Source organism: Halovibrio salipaludis, from assembly GCF_002286965.1.
GTDB lineage: Bacteria > Pseudomonadota > Gammaproteobacteria > Pseudomonadales > Oleiphilaceae > Halospina > Halospina salipaludis.
Genome location: NZ_NSKD01000001.1, coordinates 490,872 through 512,501 on the forward strand (window position 1 = coordinate 490,872; position 21,630 = coordinate 512,501).

The 21,630-nt window shown below is 60.7% G+C and carries 17 protein-coding genes; 10 read left to right on the plus strand and 7 right to left on the minus strand.

All coding sequences use genetic code 11. The annotated features are described in order from the left end of the window. The first annotated feature begins 103 nt into the window (after positions 1-103). Entirely contained in the window at positions 104-931 is an 828-nt protein-coding gene (locus CK501_RS02440; RefSeq protein WP_095616126.1) for a substrate-binding domain-containing protein, read from the plus strand. A gap of 3 nt (positions 932-934) precedes the next feature. Here CK501_RS02440 and gyrB read toward each other — a convergent pair whose 3' ends face one another. The 6 genes from gyrB to dnaA are packed head-to-tail and all read right to left on the minus strand — an operon-like array spanning position 935 to position 9,323. Then, positions 935-3,343, minus strand: a complete 2,409-nt coding sequence (gene gyrB, locus CK501_RS02445) for a DNA topoisomerase (ATP-hydrolyzing) subunit B (protein WP_095616127.1) — start codon at positions 3,341-3,343, stop codon at positions 935-937. Between the two features lie 25 nt (positions 3,344-3,368). Then, a complete protein-coding gene (gene recF, locus CK501_RS02450; protein WP_095616128.1) occupies positions 3,369-4,472 on the minus strand; it encodes a DNA replication/repair protein RecF in 1,104 nt (367 codons plus the stop codon). Positions 4,473-4,475: 3 nt separating this feature from the next. Continuing rightward, entirely contained in the window at positions 4,476-5,225 is a 750-nt protein-coding gene (locus CK501_RS02455) for a glutathione S-transferase N-terminal domain-containing protein (RefSeq protein ID WP_095616129.1), read from the minus strand. Positions 5,226-5,236: 11 nt separating this feature from the next. After that, the gene (locus tag CK501_RS02460; protein ID WP_095616130.1) at positions 5,237-6,619 is read right to left on the minus strand and encodes an ABC1 kinase family protein; all 1,383 of its coding nucleotides are present in this window, start codon (positions 6,617-6,619) and stop codon (positions 5,237-5,239) included. A 35-nt stretch (positions 6,620-6,654) separates the two neighbouring features. Further along, positions 6,655-7,758, minus strand: a complete 1,104-nt coding sequence (dnaN, locus tag CK501_RS02465) for a DNA polymerase III subunit beta (protein WP_095616131.1) — start codon at positions 7,756-7,758, stop codon at positions 6,655-6,657. A gap of 44 nt (positions 7,759-7,802) precedes the next feature. Continuing rightward, complete coding sequence (gene dnaA / locus CK501_RS02470) at positions 7,803-9,323, minus strand: chromosomal replication initiator protein DnaA (RefSeq protein ID WP_233128829.1); 1,521 nt, start codon at positions 9,321-9,323, stop codon at positions 7,803-7,805. Positions 9,324-9,949: 626 nt separating this feature from the next. Between dnaA and rpmH the strand changes: the two genes are divergently transcribed. The 6 genes from rpmH (at position 9,950) to CK501_RS02500 (ending at position 16,221) form a co-directional block, all read left to right on the plus strand. After that, positions 9,950-10,084, plus strand: a complete 135-nt coding sequence (gene rpmH, locus CK501_RS02475) for a 50S ribosomal protein L34 (protein ID WP_077529936.1) — start codon at positions 9,950-9,952, stop codon at positions 10,082-10,084. Continuing rightward, on the plus strand, positions 10,053-10,484 hold the full coding sequence (rnpA, locus tag CK501_RS02480) for a ribonuclease P protein component (protein ID WP_233128830.1): 432 nt from the start codon (positions 10,053-10,055) through the stop codon (positions 10,482-10,484). The genes rpmH and rnpA overlap by 32 nt, the downstream gene beginning before the upstream one ends. Before the next feature lie 4 nt (positions 10,485-10,488). Beyond that, positions 10,489-10,737 (plus strand): membrane protein insertion efficiency factor YidD, encoded by a 249-nt coding sequence (gene yidD / locus CK501_RS02485; protein WP_095616134.1) that lies wholly within the window; start codon positions 10,489-10,491, stop codon positions 10,735-10,737. Between the two features lie 8 nt (positions 10,738-10,745). Then, the gene (gene yidC, locus CK501_RS02490; protein ID WP_095616135.1) at positions 10,746-12,476 is read left to right on the plus strand and encodes a membrane protein insertase YidC; all 1,731 of its coding nucleotides are present in this window, start codon (positions 10,746-10,748) and stop codon (positions 12,474-12,476) included. A gap of 14 nt (positions 12,477-12,490) precedes the next feature. Continuing rightward, positions 12,491-13,858 carry a tRNA uridine-5-carboxymethylaminomethyl(34) synthesis GTPase MnmE gene (mnmE, locus tag CK501_RS02495; protein ID WP_095616136.1) on the plus strand — a complete coding sequence of 456 codons (1,368 nt, stop codon included), beginning with the start codon at positions 12,491-12,493 and terminating at the stop codon, positions 13,856-13,858. Positions 13,859-14,049: 191 nt separating this feature from the next. Beyond that, on the plus strand, positions 14,050-16,221 hold the full coding sequence (locus tag CK501_RS02500; RefSeq protein ID WP_198949357.1) for a TonB-dependent receptor: 2,172 nt from the start codon (positions 14,050-14,052) through the stop codon (positions 16,219-16,221). Between the two features lie 47 nt (positions 16,222-16,268). On the opposite strand, the gene CK501_RS02505 is transcribed toward CK501_RS02500, so the two are convergent. Next, positions 16,269-18,089, minus strand: a complete 1,821-nt coding sequence (locus CK501_RS02505; RefSeq protein ID WP_095616592.1) for an acyl-CoA dehydrogenase C-terminal domain-containing protein — start codon at positions 18,087-18,089, stop codon at positions 16,269-16,271. A gap of 167 nt (positions 18,090-18,256) precedes the next feature. Between CK501_RS02505 and CK501_RS02510 the strand changes: the two genes are divergently transcribed. The 3 genes from CK501_RS02510 to rsmG all read left to right on the plus strand — a co-directional run bounded on the left by CK501_RS02510 (position 18,257) and on the right by rsmG (position 21,629). Then, a complete protein-coding gene (locus CK501_RS02510) occupies positions 18,257-18,802 on the plus strand; it encodes a DUF3833 domain-containing protein (RefSeq protein WP_198949358.1) in 546 nt (181 codons plus the stop codon). A gap of 286 nt (positions 18,803-19,088) precedes the next feature. After that, the gene (gene mnmG, locus CK501_RS02515; protein WP_095616138.1) at positions 19,089-20,975 is read left to right on the plus strand and encodes a tRNA uridine-5-carboxymethylaminomethyl(34) synthesis enzyme MnmG; all 1,887 of its coding nucleotides are present in this window, start codon (positions 19,089-19,091) and stop codon (positions 20,973-20,975) included. Beyond that, entirely contained in the window at positions 20,976-21,629 is a 654-nt protein-coding gene (gene rsmG / locus CK501_RS02520; RefSeq protein ID WP_095616139.1) for a 16S rRNA (guanine(527)-N(7))-methyltransferase RsmG, read from the plus strand. Position 21,630: the final 1 nt, after the last annotated feature.

Consider the following 21,630-nt stretch of genomic DNA (forward strand, 5'->3'; position numbering starts at 1 on the left):
CCCCGATGAACGCCACTATTAGTGCGAACCATTCTCATTGACATATAGGAAAAGGCCGGCAATACTGGCGATTCGATGACCCCACAGGAACCATTGAATCGCCATGAGCCAGTCTTTCACCCGCCTTCTGCCCGAACTCCAGGCCACCGTCAGCGCCTGCATCGAAACCGCGCTGGTCCTCCATGCCACGACCATGCCCCAGATCCGGCGTGTCATGGCCGGTGACGCAATCATCGAGGACTACGTGCGGGCGCTCGGGTTCGGGGACCGCCTGGTTCCCTGGCAGCATCTTGGCCGCGATGATGGTCCGGAACCCGACCTGATCCTCGCCCACGAGATCGCCGGCGGCACCAGCCTGTGCCCTACCTGGCTGCCCACCCGCTACCAGCCACGCCTGTCCCTGGTTCCGGGGGCGCGCAGCTCGGCCGATGTCCAGGACAACCTGAAACGCATTGCCCGCATCCTTGGCAACACCATGGGTGAAATGGTCCCCGCCCAGCGCTTCCGGGAAACGTTCGAGGGTCTTCGCGCCCGGTTGCACGTACCGGGTCCGCGGGTTCTGGTGCTGGTGGAAACGGGGCGCGGGCGTTACCGCCTGACGGGGCGGGATCATCCCTGCCACAGGATATTCGCGCAGCTTGGCTGGATCAGTGCGCCTTCAGAAAGGGTTGCAGGAGAGAAGCTGAGCGTCCGGACGCTCAGCATGCTGGAACACGATGCCGTATTGATCCTGGAAGCATGGGCTGGCGAAGAGGGGGAATCCGCACTGGCCCGGCACTGGCCGGTGATGCTGTCACCGGCGGCGGAAACCGAACGCTGGGCCCGGCTTCCGATGCTGGAGCTGATGTGCCTCGGGCCGTCCCTGCCCGACCGCCTGGCGGATCTCGCCACCCGCTTCCAGACCCTGAAACCGGATACCTGGGACTCCTAGCCCTCAGATATCCAGGTTCGCCACTTCCAGGGCATTGGTCTGGATGAATTCCCGGCGGGGTTCCACCTCGTCACCCATGAGGGTTGTGAAGATCCGGTCAGCCGCAATGGCATCCTCGATCGTCACCTTCATCATCCGGCGCGTCTCCGGATCCATGGTGGTTTCCCAGAGCTGGTCCGGGTTCATTTCACCCAGGCCCTTGTAACGCTGGATGGTCAGACCCTTCTGACCTTCACGCATGAGCCAGTCCAGAGCCCCCGCGAAAGTATCCACCGGATGCCGGCGCTCGCCCCTCTGTATGTAGGCGCCCGGCTCGATCATGCCATCGAGCTTTTCACCCAGGCGCGCGATCGCGTTGTACGAGGGCGACTCGAAAAACTCATGGCGGAACACGTATTCGTAGGGAATACCGTGGATCAGGAGGGTAACCTTCGGTAGTGTGAGTCCGCGTTCCGAGTCCTCAGTGGTTGAGAACTCATAACGGATACCGGTGCGAGTATCCAGGACAAGGCGTTCCCCCAGATCCGCCACCCATTTCTGGATGGTTTCAGGGTTCTTGAGGTCCTCGGTCGTCAGTGTCCTGTGGGTGACCATCTCCTGGAGCACCCGTTCCGGATAGACACGGGTAAGCCGTTCGATGTTCTCCATCACACTCTGGTATTCATGGACCAGGTCTTCCAGCGCCTCGCCCGCCAGAGGCGGCGCCTCGGGATTCACATAGAGCGCGGCGTTTTCCAGCGCGGACTGTGTGACGTAGGCGGTCTTGGCCTTCTCGTCCTTGAGGTACTGTTCCTGCTTGCCACGCTTGACCTTGTACAGGGGCGGCATGGCAATGAAGACGTGACCGCGCTCTATGAGTTCCGGCATCTGCCGGTAGAAGAAGGTCAGAAGCAGGGTGCGGATGTGGGAACCATCCACGTCCGCGTCCGTCATGATGACGATGCTGTGGTAGCGGAGTTTATCCGGGTCGTAATCCTCCCGGCCAATACCACAGCCGAGGGCGGTGATCAGGGTGCCGACTTCCACTGAGGACAGCATCTTGTCGAAGCGTGCCTTCTCCACGTTCAGGATCTTACCCTTGAGCGGCAGGATGGCCTGGGTGCGGCGTTCACGCCCCTGTTTCGCGCTGCCGCCGGCGGAATCACCCTCCACAATGAACAGTTCCGAAAGCGCCGGATCCTTTTCCTGACAGTCCGCCAGCTTGCCCGGAAGACCCGCCACATCCAGGGCTCCCTTACGGCGCGTCATGTCCCGTGCCTTGCGGGCGGCCTCCCGTGCCCGGGCCGCATCAACCATCTTGTTGACGATGGTCTTGGCCTCCTGGGGGTACTCCTGGAGGTAGTCCGTGAACTGCTGGTTCATCTCCTGCTCGACGGCCGTCTTGACCTCGGAGGAAACCAGCTTGTCCTTGGTCTGGGAGGAGAACTTGGGGTCGGGCGCCTTGACGCTGATGATCGCGGTCAGACCTTCGCGGGCGTCGTCCCCGGAGGTGTTCACCTTGAGCTTCTTGAGCAGCCCTTCCTGCTCCATGTAGTAGTTCAGGGTCCGGGTCAGTGCAGCCCGGAATCCGGCAAGGTGGGTACCGCCGTCACGCTGGGGAATATTGTTGGTGAAGGTGAAGATGTTCTCCTGGAACGCGTCGTTCCATTGCATCGCCACTTCCACGACGATCCCGTCCTCGCGTTCCCGGGTGAAATGGAATACCCGGTTCAGTGGCGTCTTGTTGGTGTTCAGGTGCTCAACAAAAGCCCTGAGTCCGCCTTCGTACTCGAAAACCTCATCCTTGCCGCTGCGCTCATCGGTCAGCCGGATCCTGACACCACTGTTGAGGAAGGCGAGCTCCCGCAGCCGCTTGGCCAGGATATCGAAATGGAACTCGATATTCGTGAAGGTTTCGGACGAGGGTATGAAATGGACTTCGCTGCCGGAGGCTTCCGTATCCCCAACGATCCGGAGTGGTTCCTCCGGAATCCCGTCGTGGTAGACCTGCTCATGGACCTTGCCACTGCGACGGATCGTCAGCTTGAGCGTCGAGGAGAGGGCGTTGACCACGGAGACGCCCACGCCGTGCAGACCCCCGGAGACCTTGTAGGTATTGTCATCGAACTTACCGCCGGCATGGAGGACGGTCATGATGACCTGGGCGGCGGAAACGCCTTCCTCCTCATGGAGGTCCGTGGGAATACCACGACCATCGTCCCGGACGGTTACGGACTCATCCGGATGGATGACAACGCCAATCTCGGAACAGAACCCTGCCAAGGCCTCGTCGATGGAATTGTCCACCAGCTCGAAGACCATGTGGTGGAGACCGGTTCCATCATCGGTGTCGCCGATGTACATGCCGGGCCTTTTGCGCACGGCATCCAGACCCTTGAGTACCTTGATGCTTGTAGAGGTGTAATCAGACATTCGCAGGGTTCCCCCAGCTTGGCGTTCATTGTTCCGTGAATCGGCCATGTTCCACGTGGAACATCGCAGGTTCATGTTTGTGCATCAGATGACCGAGTGCTCCTTCATTCGGAGCAGTGATCCCGGTAAGAAAAACCTGTGTATTAAGAGCCAGCAGTTCACCGGCCAGAAGAGCCTGATTTTCGCCATCAAGCTCTGCGTGGATATCATCCAGAAGGCAGATGCCCTCGCAGCCGATGGACTGCAGCACCCGCATCTGAGCCAGCTTCATCAGCACCACCAGGGATCGCTGCTGGCCGCGGGACAACACCTCCCCGGCAGGCTGTTTACCAACCCGGATACGGATATCAGCGCGGTTGGGCCCATAGAGGCTGAAGCCAGCCCGGGCCTCCGCCTCGAGGTTGCTTTCCACAACCGCCGCCAGGCTGTTATTCGAATCCCACCCGGGATTGAAGGCGAGGGAAACGTTCCTGAGCCATTGCGCCTCTGACCGGGTCCGGATCGCCTCGAACTCCTGGCAGAACCGATCGAAGCCAGCCTGACGCCCCTGGTTCAACCGCTCGCCGAGCTCAGCCACCCGCGCGTTCCAGGGGCCGATGGATGACTGATCGATTATACCATGCCGAAGCAGGTGATTGCGCTGTTTGAGCGCTCTCTGCGCCTCCTGCCAGAGTCCACTGAACCAATGTTCCACGTGGAACACCAACCAATCCAGAAAGCGCCGCCGATTACCCGGCCCTCCGGCAACCAGCTCAAAAGTCCCGGGTTCGATCACTGACACAGGCAACAGTCTCGCGAGCTCAGACACGGAGCGAACCGCCTCCCCGTTACGCTGCAGCCGTACACCGTTTGCATCCCCCGGTTCCCGCTCAAGCCCAATCCGGAGCGATCCCCGTACCGGATCAGTCACCACACCGAAAAGGGTCAGTGACCGGGATCCCTCCTGGACAACACGACGGTGATTGGATGTACGGAAAGAACGGGCGGTGGAAAGATAATAGATCGCTTCGAGAAGGCTGGTTTTACCGCTCCCGTTCGCACCGTGAATCAGATTGAGGTGAGAGGAGAACTGGAGTTTCTGTTGTCCGATATTGCGGAAATGGTGAAGATGGAGCTCGCTCAGCGCCATGGATCAGATCTGATAATGATCGCGGAGGTGCGCCAGAATCGATTCGCTCTCATACATTGCTGTTCCCTGGTTCGGATCGACGAGATAGGGCACAGCAACGCGGCCTGTTCTGTTGAGCAGTTCCACACGATTGCGCGAGCGTGGCTGGTACCGAAGTCCAAGCCTGTCACGGATCGCGGGAAGCACAAACTCGTTCAACGAAGACTTACCGCAGTTACGAACCACATAGGGAAGCTGGAGTTCACAAAGCAGCTCGCGTACTTCCCTGGAGTAGGGGCTGGACTCGAAACTGTAGAGTTCCAGGAGCCGTTCGGGCCGACGGGCCGGCTTCGCGTAGAGCCCCCGACCCAGTCTTGAACCAGAAGCAAGTACAACACGCCCTTTATCGAGCGGTAGCCGGCTGCTCACCCCCGGAACCCGTCCGTGACCGTAACGCTCCCACAGATAGCGCCTGATGTGCCGGCTCTCGTAAAGAACCTCTCCCTGTTCGGGATCCACCAGCAACGGAAAGCGTTCACGTCCGCCCAGTTCGCGCGCCCGGTTCCGGAACCGGTCACCCCCTTTCGGGCACGGATAGATCACGGCATCCAGATCCAGCTCCGTAAGCGTTTCCCGCACCAGCCGGCAATGAGGGCAGCCCTCCATATCAAACAGCTGCAACGGCTGTTCGGGCTGCTCCCCGTCCGGAGCACGGATCGCGGTGCCCCGCCAGAGCGCCAGGCTGGAGGTAACAAGCTGGGGAAAAAGTGCCATCTGCCTGGACCTCAATGGAGCATGTTCAGGCGCTCATCCAGAAACATATCCATTTCCGGCGCCAGTATGTGAACGTAGCGGTCAAAATACAGGAACTGCTTGATCAGGAGCGCGAATTCGCGTGGAAAGTGAAGACCGTGATCCTCGCCCACGCGGACCAGATCCATCAGCAGTTCATTCACATCATCGTCCGTTTCCTCGGAGAGGGTCTCGATATCCGGCATCTCCTGGGGATCCGTTGGAACGACCGTCTCCATATGCTGCTGAAGGCCGGAGAGATCCCGCGCCAAGGCTTTCACATCCACACCCTCACGGGTCACCCCGATGCGCGCCATGGCATCCGCCATGCCCTCGAAATCCGCACTCATCAAGGCCCCCATGAAATCAGAAACCGCCGTCCAGGTATCCGGATCAATACGCCCGACGATTCCGAAATCGATAAAGCCAACACGACCGTCCTCAAGCACCATCAGGTTGCCGGCGTGCACGTCCGCGTGGAAAAACTCACACTGCGTCAGGCTGGCAAACCAGGTATTCATGGCCGTAATCAGTGTCCTTTCCGGGTCGTCACTGTAGCGCCGGATGGTCTCAAGGTCCGTCAGTGGTACGCCCTGGAAGCGCTCCATCGTCAGAACCCGCCCAGTACTCAGCCTGCGATGAACCCGCGGAACCGTGGCTTCAGTGTTACCAGTGCGATCAAGGAACTCCCGGAACGCCTCAAGGTTGTTGGCCTCCTGGACGAAATCGCATTCCTCCATCATGGTCCGCTGGATCTCCTGGATGATCCCGGAAAGCGATGTCCACGCCAGCTTAGGTGCCAGGGTTTCCACAACCCGGGCTGATACGTAGAGGAAGTTGAGATCGGTAAGCAGGATGTTGGATACACCCGGCTTCTGGATCTTCAGTACTACTTCCTCCCCACTGGTCAGCCGGGCCCCGTGCACCTGCGCTATGGAGGCGGAGGCCAGGGGCGTGCGGTCAATACGCGTGAATTCCGTATCCACCGCAGTGCCCAGCTCTTCCCTCAGGATCCGCTCCATCACGGCATAGGGGAGAGGCCGCGTCTGATCCAGACAGTTCTGGAATTCGTCCACATACTCACGGGGAAAGAACGTCGGGGAAGAGGCGATGAACTGCCCCAGCTTGATATAGGTCGCGCCAAGCCGCTCAAAGGTATCCCGCATCAGCCGCGGCAGGGGATGACGGTCACCCCGCAGCCAGCGGACCCCCTGACCGCCGACCACCATGGCCGTCTGCCCGATCCGGAACGCGCCCTTGATACCATCGCCAAGGACTCGTGCGGGATTGCTCCCCAGCGTCCCGCCTTCGTTTTCAGGGGTACGGTTGCCTCTGTTGCGCCCCGCTACCGGGGTATTCTGAATCAGTACACTCATTCACAAGCTTCCCTGTCAGTCCAATCTGGAAAGGATCAAAGACGCATCGGCATCACAACGTACAGATTGTCATCCGGGCCAGTGCTCTCAATCAGCGCACTGGCATTGGGACCGGAAAGAACGATCCGGACCTGGTCCTCACGGATGACGTTCATCACATCGATCAGATACCCCACATTGAACCCGATCTGCAGCGCCTCACCCTGGTATTCCACGGCCATGGTGTCCTCCGCCTGCTCCTGATCCGGGTTATTGGCGTAGACATGCAGTTCACCGGGCTCGAGTTCCAGCCGCACACCACGGATATTCTCGTGGGACAGGATCCCGGCCCGCTGCAGAATGCTGCGCAGTGTCTCGCGATCCGCGATCACCGTCTTGTCCCCGCCACTGGGAATCACCCGGTTATAGTCCGGGAAACGACCCTCGATGAGCTTGGAAGTGAAGGTGAATCCATCCAGCGTCGCCCTTATATGGCTGCCACCGATGGTGACCGCGACATTCTTCTCACTATCGTCCAATAACCGGATGAGTTCCTGAACGCCCTTACGGGGCACAATGATCTGTCGTGTCTCATCCAGATAGGTCGGGGCGGACAGGTTGGACAGGGCCAGACGGTGCCCATCCGTCGCAACTGCCCGTATGGCGTCATCCCCGATCTCGAGCAGCAGCCCGTTGAGATAGTAGCGGACGTCCTGCTGCGCCATGGCAAAGGCGGTGCTGCTGAGCAGACTCTGGAAGCTGCCCTGTTCCAGATTCAGCGTGAAGCTGTCCTCATCATCCTCGACATTCGGGAAATGATCCGCGGGCAGGGTGGCGAGGGTGAACTGGCTCGCCCCCGCCCGGATCCGCATGCGATCCCCTTCCAGCGCCAGCGTCACATCCGCTGCTTCCGGAAGCGACCGGCAGATATCCACCATCTTGCGGGCCGGCACAGTGATGCGACCTTCCTGCTCCACTTCCAGATCCGTGACAGTGGCAACCAGCTCCACCTCCATATTCGTGCCGGTCAGCATCAGGGCCTCGCCCTCGGCTACCAGCAATACGTTCGAGAGAACGGGCATGGTCTGTTTCTTTTCCACCACGCCGGCGATGGCCTGGAGTGGCTCGAGAAGGGATTCGCGACTGGTCCGGATTTTCATGATTATCGGATTCCGCCTGGTTCGGATGTGGGTTTGTCAGTGATTCAGGTGGTCAGAAGCCGGAGGAAGTTCTGGTAATCCTCGCGGATATTGGCGTCCGATTCCTGCAGTTCCTCGATTTTCTTGCAGGCGTGCAGGACCGTGGTGTGGTCCCGGCCGCCAAAGGCATCGCCGATCTCGGGCAGGCTGTGGCTGGTCAGCTCCTTGGCCAGTGCCATCGCCATCTGGCGGGGCCGTGTGATCGAGCGTGTGCGGCGCTTCGAGTGCAGATCCGCCACTTTCATCTTGTAGTACTCTGCCACGGTCCGCTGAATATTGTCGATGCTGACCTGCTTCTCATGCAGCGCCAGAAGGTCCTTGAGACTTTCCCGGATGAATGCCGGTGTAATCTGCTGGCCGGTGAAGTGGGAATTGGCGATCACCAGCTTCAGCGCACCCTCCAGCTCGCGCACGTTGGAGCGGATCTTCTGGGCAATGAAAAAGGCCGCCTCGTTGCTGATGCTGACCTGCGCCTGCTCCGCCTTCTTCATGATGATCGCGACGCGGGTTTCGAGCTCGGGCGGTTCCACCATAACCGTCAGACCCCAGCCGAACCGGGACTTGAGCCGCTCCTCCATGTTCACAATTTCCTTGGGGAAACGGTCGCAGGTCAGGATCACCTGCTGGCCGCCCTCAAGCAGCGCATTGAAGGTGTGGAAGAACTCCTCCTGGGAGCGCTCCTTGCCCGCGAAGAACTGGATATCGTCGATCAGAAGGGCATCCAGGGACCGGTAGAAGCGCTTGAAATCATTGATGGCGTTGAGCTGCAGCGCCTTGACCATGTCCGCCACAAAGCGCTCGGAGCGCAGGTAGGCCACGCGTGCCCCGGGATTGCGGCGCACGATCTCGTTGCCCACGGCGTGCATCAGGTGGGTCTTACCCAGACCCACACCGCCATAGAGGAACAACGGGTTGTAGGAACCGCCCGGGTTTTCCGCCACCTGGCTCGAGGCAGCCCGCGCCAGCTGGTTGGATTTACCCTCAACGAAGGTGCCAAACGTGAACTGCTGGTTCAGGAAGGTCTCGCTGTGCTGGACGCCACCCTCGACATTGGCCCGGCGATCATCGCCTCCACCCTTGGCCCGCCCGGCAATACGCGCGGCCACGGGTGAATCCTCAACCGGGCGCTCATCGGCTGTATTCAGTTCCGCATCATTAACCGGCGGTGCCACTTCCGCGCTGGCCGATCCCACTTCGGAGCCCGCGCTGTCAGCTGACTGGCGTTTCACCGCCCTGTCACCACGATCGGCCTGGGGCTGACTCGACCGGGGCTGTCTGTCCTCCGCGGATCCCACCTTGACCTCGACCTGCAGCCCCTTGGCGCCATTCAGGTCCCGGATGACCTCTTCAATACGATCCAGATACTTCTGGCTCACCCAGTCGCGCACAAACCGATTGGGTGCAAGCAGTACCAGAGCCCCCCCATCGTTGCGCGACTGCAACGGACGCAACCAGGTATTGAACTGCTGGGCGGGGAACTCATCCTGTAACAGTTCCAGACACTGCTGCCAGATTTCCTGTGCCACGACTGCTGACCTCGCATTGTTCTTCTTCGGACGGGTCTCTCCCCGGCAAGAGCGGTATTCTACGCGCCGCTCACCGCCCGTAAAAGCCCCCACAGCAACGATATAAACACCCTGTTGATAACTTTTTCGTTTTCATTCAGAAAACTACCAACTTGCAAACAGAGTCGTGCACAAAATTACAGATCAATTCCCCTTGAATTAGCTTATCCACAACCTCCTGTGCAAACACCGTGTGTTCACGACCGTATAACCCCCGGACGAACCCGTTGATAACCCGCCCCCCGGTCAGCCACCCCCTGTTATACCCATTCCATACCCCCTGTTAGTCCCAGGTTACCAAGCGCAACTGAACAGAAGCGTCCCCACTCTGGATTGGCGCCACCAGCCGCCCGAAACCGGTTATCCACAGAAAACCGCCTCCCTAATAACAGTAACAACAGTCTTATTGATTCCTTAAAGATAAAAACTTTGTTTCTACTGTAACTGACAGGCCTTTCCGGCACCGCTGCCCATTGTCTGAACGCCACAAATTGACTAGAATCCCGCATCCCGGTGGCAGCTCCGTGTTCGGACCATCGGCCGAAACCATTGTTCCGACATTCGCAGCCCTGAACAGGACCATCACCATGAAACGAACCTTTCAGCCGAGTAACCTCAAGCGCAAGCGGACCCATGGTTTCCGTGCCCGCATGGCAACCCAGAATGGCCGCAAAGTGATTGCGCGCCGTCGTGCCAAGGGTCGTAAGCGCCTCAGCGTCTGAACCCGTCCAGTTGCCGCCTGACCTCCGATTTCCCCGCCAGGCAAGACTGCTCAACAGTCGTGATTACACGCGGGTATTCAACAGTGTCGAGTTCAGGTTCGGCAGCCGCGGATTCCTGATGCTTGCCCGGAGTTCCGACGAATCCCGGGCATTGCCCCGTCTGGGCATCATCGTGGCCCGTCGGCATCTGCCCAAGGCTACGGCGCGCAACCGGTTCAAGCGTGCCGTACGGGAATCCTTCAGGCACCGACAGCATGATCTGCCAGCTCTGGACATCATCGTGCTGGCCCGGCCTGGCGGCAATACCATGGACAATGCCGAACTGTTCCGGGAACTCGACCGGGCGTGGCGGAAGCTGGGCCAACAGGCGACCTCCCGGTCTCCGGTAAAAACGGGATAACCCAATGCGCTGGCTGCTTCTTCTGCTGATTCGCATCTACCAGTACGGGATCAGTCCGCTGATGCCTCCTCACTGCCGGCACACGCCCAGCTGTTCCGAATACGCCGCGAGCGCGATCCAACAGCACGGCATGCTCCGGGGAGGTTACTACGCCTTGCACCGTCTCTTCCGATGCCATCCCTGGGGCACATCCGGTTATGATCCGGTTCCAGGGGTTCCCCCGACCCATCAATCCTGTTCACGCAAAGGATGACCCAATCCATGGATATCCCCCGCGTCGCCATATGGCTTGGTCTGGCCATAGTCAGCTACCTCCTCGTCATGGCCTGGAACGAGGATTATCACCAGCAATCCGTCTCCACTGAACCCGTGGCAGCCGAGGAGTCCGCTCCCGCTGACAGTGGAACCCAGAGCCAACAGCCTCCGGACAGTAGCGACAGCAGCGATACCGGTGATGGTTTCGAACGCCCTGAATCAGACATGGCTACTGCCAATCAGGAGACCAGCCCTGAAGAAACGACCACCTCCGGTGGAACCGCCGACAGCAGTAACACCATCCGGGTTAGGACGGACGTTCTGGACGCCCGCATCAGCCTCAACGGCGGTCATCTCGTGGAAGCCTGGCTGCCCGAACACACCCGCACCCGGGAGTCGGACAAACCCCTGAAGCTGCTCCGGAACGATGACGAACTCACCTATATCCTCGAGAGCAGTCTTCTCGGTGACGGTGGTTCCGCACGCGGCCACGGCAATCTGACCTTCACCAGCGAATCAGACAGCTACCGCCTGGATGAAGGCGAGGACAGTCTGACGGTGGATCTGACCCATGAAACGGATTCCGGGGTACAGATCATCAAACGCTACACCTTTGAGCGGGATCACTATCGCCTGAAGGTCAGCTACCATATCCGGAACAATTCCAGTGAGCCCTGGAACGGATACTTCTCCGGTCGCATCGTACGTGATGAGAGCGGTGATCCTACCGGCCAGCGGATCCTCGGTGTCCAGGCCTTTCTCGGCATGGTTCTGAGCACGCCCCAGGATCCCTATACCAAATACGAATTCTCGGATCTGAGGGAAAACCCCCTCAACCGCCAGGTCGAAGGCGGCTGGATTGCCTTCCTTCAGCACTACTTCATGAGTTCCTGGATCCCGGACCAGGAAGAGACCCATCGTTACCAGACCCGCCAGCGTGGCAGTAACCTGCATGTCATGGGCTTTGTCAGTCCCGGTACCGAGGTGGCTCCGGGTGAAGAAAAAGAGATCAGTTCCCGGGTGTACGTCGGCCCCAAGATCATCGAGCGGCTCCAGGGCATTGCGCCCAACCTGGACCGCACCGTCGATTTCGGCTGGCTGTTCTTCATCTCCCAGCCCCTGTTCTACCTTCTGGACTGGTTCCATGACCTGACCGGCAACTGGGGTGTCGCCATCATCCTTCTGACGGTCGTGGTGAAGCTGGCTTTCTACAAGCTCTCGGCCACCAGTTACCGTTCCATGGCCAACATGCGCCGTGTCCAGCCCGAGATGCAGCGTCTCAAGGAACAGTACGGCGATGATCGCCAGAAGCTCTCCCAGGAGATGATGAATCTCTACAAGAAGGAGAAGATCAACCCACTGGGCGGCTGCCTGCCAATACTGGTACAGATGCCGGTGTTCATCTCCCTCTACTGGGTGCTTTTCGAGAGTGTGCAGCTGCGCCACGCACCCTTCATGCTGTGGATCAACGATCTCTCGGTGATGGATCCGTACTTCATCCTGCCGATCCTGATGGGCGGCTCGATGTTCCTGCAGATGCAGCTGAACCCGACACCACCGGATCCGGTTCAGGCGAAGGTGATGAAGCTGCTGCCGATCATGTTCACCTTCTTCTTCCTGTGGTTCCCGGCAGGCCTGGTGCTGTACTGGCTGAGCAACAACGTGCTCTCCATGGCACAGCAGTTCTTCATCTACCGCCAGATCGAGAAGGAGCAGGGGAAGTCCGCCAAGGGCTGATCCCCTGACGCGCCATGAGCGGTGCTGACCGGGATACCATCGCCGCCCTCGCTACGCCTCCGGGCCGCGGGGGTGTTGGCGTTATCCGCCTCTCGGGGCCACAGGCCCTGGTCCTGGCGCAAGCCTTCCTGGGGTTTGAGCCCCGGCCCAGGTACGCTCACTATGCCCCTTTCCTGGACGAGACGGGTGATGTCCTGGACGAGGGTATTGCCCTGTACTTTCCCGGTCCGCATTCCTTTACTGGTGAGGATGTCCTTGAACTCCAGGGCCATGGCGGACCCGTCCTCATGGACCGGATCCTGGCTTCCGCCACAACCCGGGGAGCCCGACTTGCACGCCCGGGGGAATTCTCGGAACGCGCCTTCCTGAACGATAAACTGGACCTCGCCCAGGCCGAGGCCATTGCCGATCTTATTGAAAGCAGCTCGGAACAGGCGGCTCGAAGTGCCCTGCAATCCCTTCAGGGTGCCTTCTCCAGGGTGGTCTCGGGACTTATTGAGGAACTGGTCCAGCTCCGGGTCTATGTGGAGGCGGCCATCGATTTTCCGGACGAGGATGTGGATTTCCTCGGTGACGGCAAGGTTGCCGCGGATCTCCAGGCCCTGCTGGAATCACTGGACCGCACCGTACAGGAAGCCCACCAGGGGACACTGCTGCGGGACGGCATGCAGGTGGTCATTGCCGGTAAACCCAATGCCGGCAAGTCCAGTCTTCTTAACGCCCTGTCCGGCCAGGACACAGCCATCGTGACCGAGATCGAGGGCACGACCCGGGACGTGCTGCGAGAGCAGATCCAGATTGATGGCATGCCGCTGCACATCATTGACACCGCGGGCCTGCGCGACAGCGCCGATGAAGTGGAACGCATCGGCATCGACCGGGCCTGGGCCGAGATCGAGAAGGCCGACCGGGTCCTGTTGCTGGTGGACAGCATCACAACGCCGGATACAGATCCCGCAACCCTCAGAACCGGGCTGCCACGCCAGCTGCCGGAAGGACTGCCGGTTACCGTCCTCCGCAACAAGGTGGATCTCTCGGGAGAAGCGCCCGGGTTCACCGACCACGATGGCACTCCCGTCATCCGGCTGTCCGCCCAGTCCGGGGAGGGCGTCGACACCCTGCGGGAACACCTGAAGGACTGCATGGGCTATCAGACCGCTGCTGAAGGGCGCTACATGGCCCGTCGGCGTCATCTCGATGCCCTGGAGCGGGCCCGCTCCATGGTCGTTCAGGGCCAGACCCAGCTCAGCGAGTTTGGTGCCGGCGAACTGCTCGCCGAGGATCTGCGTCAGGCTCAGGACGCGCTTGGCGAAATCACCGGGGCCATGACGCCCGATGAGCTCCTGGGCGAAATCTTCAGCTCCTTCTGCATCGGCAAATAACCCCTACCCAACCGATTCATCAGCCGCCTGAATCATTGCCGATCAGGTTGTGTCTATTAATGTTATGATATAACATCCGTTAATTCATTGTAAGGCACCGGGTCGGATTCCAGTTCAACACATCTGATAGAGGACGTTGCTACTGGAATATCGTTTAAAGAAGTAATGCTATAACGTTGGAAGGAGGAACCATGCAATTGAGACCCTTCGATGCCAGACGGCTATCCGATGCCATCCCGGGAACCATGGGCGTTCTGGGTCTTGCAATGGCACCCGCGCTGACCCTGGGACAGGATACGGACAGCGGGGTGATGGCTCTTGATGAGGTCGTTGTGGAAGCCGGCGCGCCCGCTCCCGGGTCGCCCCTGATGCAGGCCGCCCAGATTGACGTCCTGCAGGGCGAGGAGAAGGATCGCCGCGAAAGCGCTACTCTTGGCCAGACGCTGGATCACCTGCCTGGTGTCGATACCGTGAATGCTGGCAATCAAGCGGGTAAACCGGTTATCCGTGGTCTCTCCGGTAATCGGGTGCGGATCCTGTCCGACGGTATCGGCGTGGACCACCAGCAGTTCGGTACCCGGCATTCACCCAACGTTGAACCTTTCCTGAGCGAGCGCATTGAGGTTGTCCGTGGGGCATCCAGTATCCTCTACGGTTCTGATGCGCTGGGTGGCGCCGTGGACGTCAAACCGCTGCCCCTGACGTTCAACAGTGGTGGGTCGCCTAACACCAGCGGCGAGGCACTGCTGGGACATGCCACCAACAACAGCCAGAATGACCTGGGGCTCAAGGGAACCAGCCAGGGAGAGCGCTGGACGTTTACCGGCGGCATCATCCACCGGGATGCCGGCGATGTCACCGTGCCGGATGATCGGACCTTCTTCCCGCCGCCGCCCAGTGACGCCGGCAAACGGCGGGCACCCGCCTACACCGGATCACTGGATTACACGGACTTTGACCAGACCAACGGCCAAATCGGCGTCGGTTATCGTGGGACCTTCGGCGAGGTACGGATGCGTTATACCGGATGGCGCAATGAACACAACTTCCTGCTGCCGCCCCCGGCCGGCAACAAGCCGCCTGGCCAGGGCCCCGAGGGTGTCGGCCAGAATCTGGAAAACGACGAACTTCGCCTGGACGCCACGTTGCCGGTCAATGACACCTGGACCCTTGAGCCAACCCTGGCATGGCAGAACAACCTGCGCCAGTCGAACGCGGCCGGTGTCCCGAGGGATGAGCTGTTTGATGGGACCATCGACATTGAATTCGATCAGTACACCACGCGTCTCGAGGCCAGACACGGCCAACTGGCGTTTCTCGACGCCGGGCGCATGGGGATTGAATACCGCACCAAGCAACAGGTCTCCAGGGGCACTACCCAGCTGACGCCCGGAGGTCGGGTGACCAATGTCGGCCTGTTTGCCTTTGAGGAGCGCACACTGGGGCGTCTCACCCTGCAGGCTGGGTTGCGGCAGGACTGGACCGAGACCATTGCGAAAAGCAGCAAGACGGCGGCGCCGACTTCGTTCTCAGGCAGTGACTCCAATGACTACTCGGTGACATCGGGCTCGTTCGGTGGTTCCTATGCCCTGACCGATAACCTGACGCTTGCCAGTAACATCGGGCGTGGTTTCCGGGCGCCGACCCTTTTCGAACTCCATGCGGACGGGGTGCATGCTGGTGTTGCGGCGGTCCAGAAGGGCAATGACGACCTGGACGCTGAGAAATCGCTGAATACCGACCTGTCGCTCCGGTGGCGTTCCCACCAAACGTCTGCCAGTGCCACGGTTTACCGCAATGCGATTGACAACTACATCTACCTTCACGACACGGGCAATACGCAGGACGCTCTACCGGTGTTCCAGTACCAGCAGACCGACGCCGTCCTCACAGGTGTGGAACTGACAGCCCGGGCACAGATGACTGAAACGCTTGAGCTGAGTACCACCTATAGTGCCGTTGACGGTGAAAACGACCAGACCGGTGAGGACCTGCCACTCCAGCCGGCTGACGAACTGCTGGTCGCAGGAACCTGGACACCCGGGAACTGGGGATGGGCCCGCAGTCCCTATGTCCGCCTGGGTCTCCGGCATAACGCTTCCAGGGAGGCAGCCCCGGGTGAACCCTTCGTCCAGTTCGACAACGCCCCCTTCGGCACGGCATCGACCGATGCCTATACTGTCGCGGACCTGGCCCTGGGCTTTTCCGTGGATGGCGTTACGGGCGCGCCCATGCGGTTCAGCCTCGAAGTGCGGAATCTGACGGATAAGACCTACCGGGACTTTCTGGATACCTACAAAGGCTATGCGCTGAGCCCCGGGCGCGATGTGCGCATGACCCTCAGGGTGCCGCTGGGGGGTTGAGATGAAAAAGCCGGCCCGGAGGCCGGCAGGGGAGGGGTAAAAGGGGTTCAGTAATCGAAGGCGAAGGCCTCGTTACCCAGCTGCATCAGGGTATCGCTGGGGCTCAGCATGCTGTCGGCATGGCCCTGGGCCTGTGGCAGCATCCGCTCGAAGTAGAATTCAGCGGTGGCGAGCTTGGCGTTGTAGAAATCCTCACTCTGGTCGCCGCCCTCAGCCAGGCCCTGGCGCGCGGCGGCCGCCATGCGCAGCCACATGAAGGCCATGTAGACATAGCCGCTGTACATCAGGAAGTCATGCGCGGCCGCCGAAACCATGTCGCGGTCCTTGCGGGCGATGACCATCAGCCGGAACGTCAGCCAGTTCCACTGGGTTGCCAGCTTGAGCATCTGCCAGGCCCAGGGCCGCAGGGTGCTGTCGGTGAGGTGCTTGCGCGCCTCGTTGCTCATGCGCAGGGTGAAGTCACGCACCGCGCCGCCCTGTGTCATCATCAGCACCTTGCGGCCGAGCAGGTCGAGCGCCTGGATGCCGGTGGTGCCCTCGTAGAGGGTGGCGATCCGGGTGTCGCGCACGATCTGCTCCATGCCGTGCTCCTTGATGTAGCCGTGGCCGCCGAATACCTGCATGCCCAGGTTGGTGGCCTCATAACCCTTCTCGGTGAGGAAGCCCTTGAGGATCGGGGTCAGGAAGCCGAGCTTGTCGTCGTACTTCTGGATCTTCTTCGTGTCCTCCTCCAGGTGGCCGCAGACCATGTGATCCGCGTACTGAGCGGCATCATAGAGCATGGCCCGCCCGCCTTCAGCCACCGCCTTCTGGGTCAGCAGCATGCGGCGCACGTCCGCGTGGTACATCAGGCTGTCCGCCACCTGCTCCGGCTCTTTCTTGCCAGAGAGTGCACGCATGGAGCGACGCTCCTTCGCGTAGGCCAGGGCATTCTGGTAGGAGAGTTCGGCCGGACCCACGCCCTGGATGGCGGTACCGATCCGGGCCGTGTTCATGAAGGTGAACATGCACTCCATGCCCTTGTTCTCCTCCCCGACCATGTAACCGTTGGCGTCATCGAAGTTCATGGTGCAGGTGGCCGAGGCCTTGATGCCCATCTTCTCTTCCAGCGCGCCCACGGAAACCCCGTTGGCCTCGCCCGCGTTGCCCTTCTCATCCGGCAGGTACTTGGGCACGATGAACAGGGAAATGCCCTTGGTGCCCTTGGGCGCCTCCGGGGTGCGTGCCAGCACGATGTGCACGATGTTTTCGGCCAGGTCATGGTCTCCGGAGGAGATGAAGATCTTGGTGCCGGTGATGCGGTAACTGCCGTCCTCCTGGGGGACAGCCTTCGTGCGGACCTGGCCAAGATCGGTGCCGCACTGGGGCTCGGTCAGGCACATGGTTCCGGTCCAGCGGCCCTCGGTCATCGGCGTCAGGTAGGTCTGGCGCTGATCCTCATCACCATGAAGCTGCAGGGTGTTCATGGCCCCCATCGACAGACCCGGGTACATGCTGAAGGGCCAGTTGGCGGTGCCCATCATCTCCTGCTTCATCAGGCCCAGGGAGGCGGGCAGGTTCTGGCCGCCGTATTCCTCCAGGCTGGAGAGGCCCTGCCAGCCACCGGCCACGTATTCGTCGTAGGCTTCCTTGTAGCCGGCCGGGGTCTTAACCTCGCCATCCACCAGTTTGCAGCCTTCCTGGTCGCCGCTCTGGTAGAGCGGAAACAGAGTGTTCTCACAGAACTTTGCACATTCACCGAGGATGGCGTCCACCATGTCCGGTGTCGCCTCGGCCCCGTTGCTCAGGCTCTGGTAGTGACTGGGGTAGTCGAACACTTCGTTGAGCAGGAAATTCACGTCGGTCAGAGGCGCCTTGTAGCTTGCCATCTCGGACCCTCCCATCTGTTTACTGTGAAGACAGTTTCTGACAGCTCCGTCATTCGAGCCAATGGCGACGTGTACATCTGTGTACGTCACTGCGGCCACCCAATGAACCCTCCCGGGAAAACCCACGTATCCAGTAACAGTCACTCATTCCGATGGAGGTTCAGCCCATGGCAGTCATACATCCAGCCCGCCGCGTCTACGGGCTTCTTTTTCTGGTCCTGCCCTTTCTGGCGGCCTGCTCCGGCCCCGCAATCAACGACTATGCGGGCCAGGAGCCGGAGCTGGTGCCCAGTGAGTTCTTCCAGGGTGAGCTGACCGCCCGTGGTGTGGTGAAGAACCGTTCCGGCGAGGTGATCCGCCATTTCGATGCCACCATTGATGCGTCATGGGATGAGGATGGCGTGGGTACCCTGGACGAGGTGTTCACGTACAGCGATGGTGAGACCGACACGCGCGTCTGGACCCTGGAACCCCGTGACGGCGGCTATCACGCCACGGCAGGGGATGTGACAGAGCCGGGGTTCATGGAGTTCGAGGGCAATGCCATCCACATGAACTATGTGCTGGAAGTGTCCTTCGGAGGCAGCACCTACAATGTCCGAATGGATGACTGGATGTACCGTGTCACCGAGGACACCGTCATCAATGAAACGGAAATGACCTGGTGGGGATTCCGTGTGGGCGAGGTGGTCCTGGTGATCCAGAGACAGTAGGTCGCCTTCCTTGTGGAAAACTCTGTTTACAGAATAGGGAGAGATCTGTAGAAAATTTAAAAAATACTTTTACGTCAGCATTCTAGGTAATAAATAAGGCTTTTTAAGGCGCCTCCAATCTGTGGACAGTTTTTTGAGTGCTTTGTGACGAAAGCACTGCAGGTGTCTGTTATTCCGGGATAGATGGTATCTGTTCAGAAATTGTCCGGATCGCCTGCACAGGCTTGACGCTTCGGGTTATACTACGCGGTTCATTCAGAGATACCGGCAAACCCCGAGGTCCAGCGTGGAATACCCCAAGCACTTCGACGTCATCGTCATCGGCGGTGGCCATGCGGGCACCGAAGCGGCCCTCGCCGCGGCCCGCATGGGGCGCGATACCCTCCTGCTGACGCACAACATCGAGACCCTTGGCCAGATGTCCTGTAATCCCGCCATCGGCGGTATCGGCAAGAGTCACCTGGTGAAGGAGATCGATGCGCTGGGCGGGGCCATGGGCCTGGCCACGGACCAGGCGGGCATCCAGTTCCGGGTTCTCAATTCCAGCAAGGGCCCGGCCGTACGCGCTACCCGTGCCCAGGCGGACCGTGCCCTGTACAAGGCCGCCATCCGCAACATGCTGGAAAACCAGCCCAACCTGCATATCTTCCAGCAGGCGGCGGAGGATCTGATCGTCGAGAATGACCAGGTGCAGGGCGTGGTCTCCCAGACCGGTGTCGCCTTCCGGGCACCCACGGTGGTGCTGACCACCGGTACCTTCCTCGGGGGGGTCATCCACATTGGCATGCAGAATCAGCAGGGCGGCCGCGCCGGCGACCCGCCGACCATCGGCCTGGCCAAACGGCTGCGGGAGCTCCCGTTCACCGTGGGCCGGCTCAAGACCGGCACACCCGCGCGGATCGACGCCAAGACCGTGGACTTCTCGAAGATGGACGTTCAGCCCGGCGACGAACGCGAACCGGTGATGTCCTACATCGGCAGTGCGGATTCGCATCCAGAGCAGATGTGCTGTTACATCACCCGCACCACGCCGGAGACCCACGACATCATCCGGGGGGCCCAGGATCAGTCGCCCATGTTCTCTGGCGACATTGAAGGCGTTGGGCCGCGCTACTGCCCCTCCATCGAGGACAAGGTCCACCGCTTCGCGGACAAGGATTCCCACCAGATCTTCGTGGAGCCGGAAGGCCTGAACAGCCAGGAACTCTATCCCAACGGTATTTCCACAAGCCTGCCGTTCGACGTGCAGATGGCCTTCATCCGGACCATCCCGGGCTTCGAGAACGCCCACGTCACCCGGCCGGGTTACGCCATCGAATACGACTACCTGGACCCGCGCGACCTCCATCACACGCTTGAGACCCGCTTTATCGGCGGGCTCTATCTGGCGGGCCAGATCAACGGCACCACCGGTTACGAGGAAGCCGGCGCCCAGGGCCTGCTGGCCGGGCTCAACGCGGCCCTGGCCGCGCGTGGTGAGGAACCCTGGTACCCACGTCGGGACGAAGCCTATCTCGGTGTACTGGTGGACGACCTCATCACCATGGGGGCGAAGGAGCCCTATCGGATGTTCACCAGCCGGGCGGAATACCGCCTGGTGCTGCGTGAAGACAACGCGGATCTGCGACTGACCGAAACAGGGCGCAATCTGGGTCTGGTAAGCGATGAGCGCTGGGCTGCGTTTGAGGCCAAGCGCGCAGGCATCCAGGCGGAGCGTGAGCGCCTTGACCGCACACGGATCCATCCGGGCACGGAAGCAGCGGCGGTGGCCGACCAGTACCTGAAACAGCCCCTGAAAAAGGACCAGACCCTGTCCGAACTGCTGCGTCGGCCGGAGGTCGACTACGAGGCGGTTGCTGCCATTGGGGGCGAACGCGCCGAGGATCCGGTGGTGGCCGAACAGGTGGCCATCCAGGTCAAGTACGAGGGCTACATCTCCCGTCAGGAAGCGGACATCGAGCGCCTGCGCCGGCATGAGAACATGACCCTGCCGAAGGATCTGGACTACGACAGTGTCGGTGGCCTGTCCAATGAGGTGAAGCAGAAGCTTGAGGAAACACGTCCGGAAACCATTGCCCAGGCCTCGCGCATTCAGGGCGTGACGCCGGCGGCGGTCTCCCAGCTGCTGATCCATCTCAAGAAACGGGATCTGCTGCAGCAGGAAAGCGCCTGAATGGACACGGAGCGCCGTGAACTGGAGGCGGGGACCGAGGCACTCGGTGTCCGTCTCGCCCCGGAGACGGCGGACCGGATGCTGCGGCTTCTGGATTTACTGGAAAAGTGGAACCGGGCCTACAACCTGACCGCCGTACGCGAGCGCAGCGCCATGTGCGCCCGGCACCTTCTGGACAGCCTGACCCTGGTGCCGCGGCTCGGCCCTGGCCCCGTACTGGACGTCGGCTCCGGCGGCGGCTTCCCGGGCCTGGTCCTGGCATTGCACTCGCCGTCCAGACAGGTGACACTGCTGGACAGCAACAGCAAGAAGACCCGGTTCATGACCCAGTGCCGGCTGGAGCTGGGCCTGGATAACATGCAGGTGGTGCATTCCCGGGTCGAGGACTGGCAGGGCGGCCCCTTCCCGCAGATCACAAGCCGCGCCATCGCCTCACTGGCGGAAATGGTACCCATGACGGCCCATCTGCTGGCGCAGGACGGGGAACACCTGGCCATGAAGGGCCCGGAAGCCACCACCGAGGTTGAAGGGCTGCCCACCGGTTGGCAGCTGCTTGAAGACAGTCGGGTCACCGTACCCGGCGTGGACGCGGAACGGCGGATACTGCGCATCGGGCGCAACAGCACGGATTCCACGGGCGAGACAGGAGACTGAC